This is a genomic window from Methylocapsa sp. S129, assembly GCF_009765995.1.
In the GTDB taxonomy this organism is placed as follows: Bacteria; Pseudomonadota; Alphaproteobacteria; order Rhizobiales; family Beijerinckiaceae; genus Roseiarcus.
This window is the reverse complement of the sequence record NZ_LMUI01000055.1, coordinates 1-845: the sequence shown is the minus strand read 5'-3', so window position 1 is coordinate 845 and position 845 is coordinate 1. Positions and strand designations below refer to the sequence as shown.

General features: G+C 51.0%; 2 protein-coding genes. Both read left to right on the top strand.

Annotated features, from left to right (window positions below; genetic code table 11):
- The coding region (locus GSQ90_RS32220) for a hypothetical protein (RefSeq protein WP_210255005.1) at positions 1-187 on the top strand (187 nt) is incomplete at its 5' end.
- 231 nt (positions 188-418) lie between these two features.
- A partial coding sequence (locus GSQ90_RS32595; protein WP_246731823.1) for a nucleotidyltransferase domain-containing protein occupies positions 419-845 on the top strand: 427 nt, incomplete at its 3' end.

Sequence of the window (845 nt, the reverse complement as noted above, 5' to 3'; positions counted from 1 at the left end):
CGTCGTGACTGGGAAAACCCTGGCGTTACCCAACTTAATCGCCTTGCAGCACATCCCCCTTTCGCCAGCTGGCGTAATAGCGAAGAGGCCCGCACCGAAACGCCCTTCCCAACAGTTGCGCAGCCTGAATGGCGAATGGGAGCGCCCTGTAGCGGCCACTCAACCCTATCTCGGTCTATTCTTTTGATTTATAAGGGATTTTGCCGATTTCGGCCTATTGGTTAAAAAATGAGCTGATTTAACAAAAATTTAACGCGAATTTTAACAAAATATTAACGCTTACAATTTAGGTGGCACTTTTCGGGGAAATGTGCGCGGAACCCCTATTTGTTTATTTTTCTAAATACATTCAAATATGTATCCGCTCATGAGACAATAACCCTGATAAATGCTTCAATAATATTGAAAAAGGAAGAGTATGCGTAGCCGTAATTGGAGCCGTACCCTGACCGAACGTAGCGGCGGTAATGGTGCGGTGGCGGTGTTTATGGCGTGCTATGATTGCTTTTTTGGCGTGCAGAGCATGCCGCGTGCGAGCAAACAGCAGGCGCGTTATGCGGTGGGCCGTTGCCTGATGCTGTGGAGCAGCAACGATGTGACCCAGCAGGGCAGCCGTCCGAAAACCAAACTGAACATTATGCGTGAAGCGGTGATTGCGGAAGTGAGCACCCAGCTGTCTGAAGTGGTGGGCGTGATTGAACGTCATCTGGAACCGACCCTGCTGGCCGTGCATCTGTATGGCAGCGCGGTGGATGGCGGCCTGAAACCGCATAGCGATATTGATCTGCTGGTGACCGTGACCGTGCGTCTGGATGAAACCACCCGTCGTGCGCTGATTAACGATC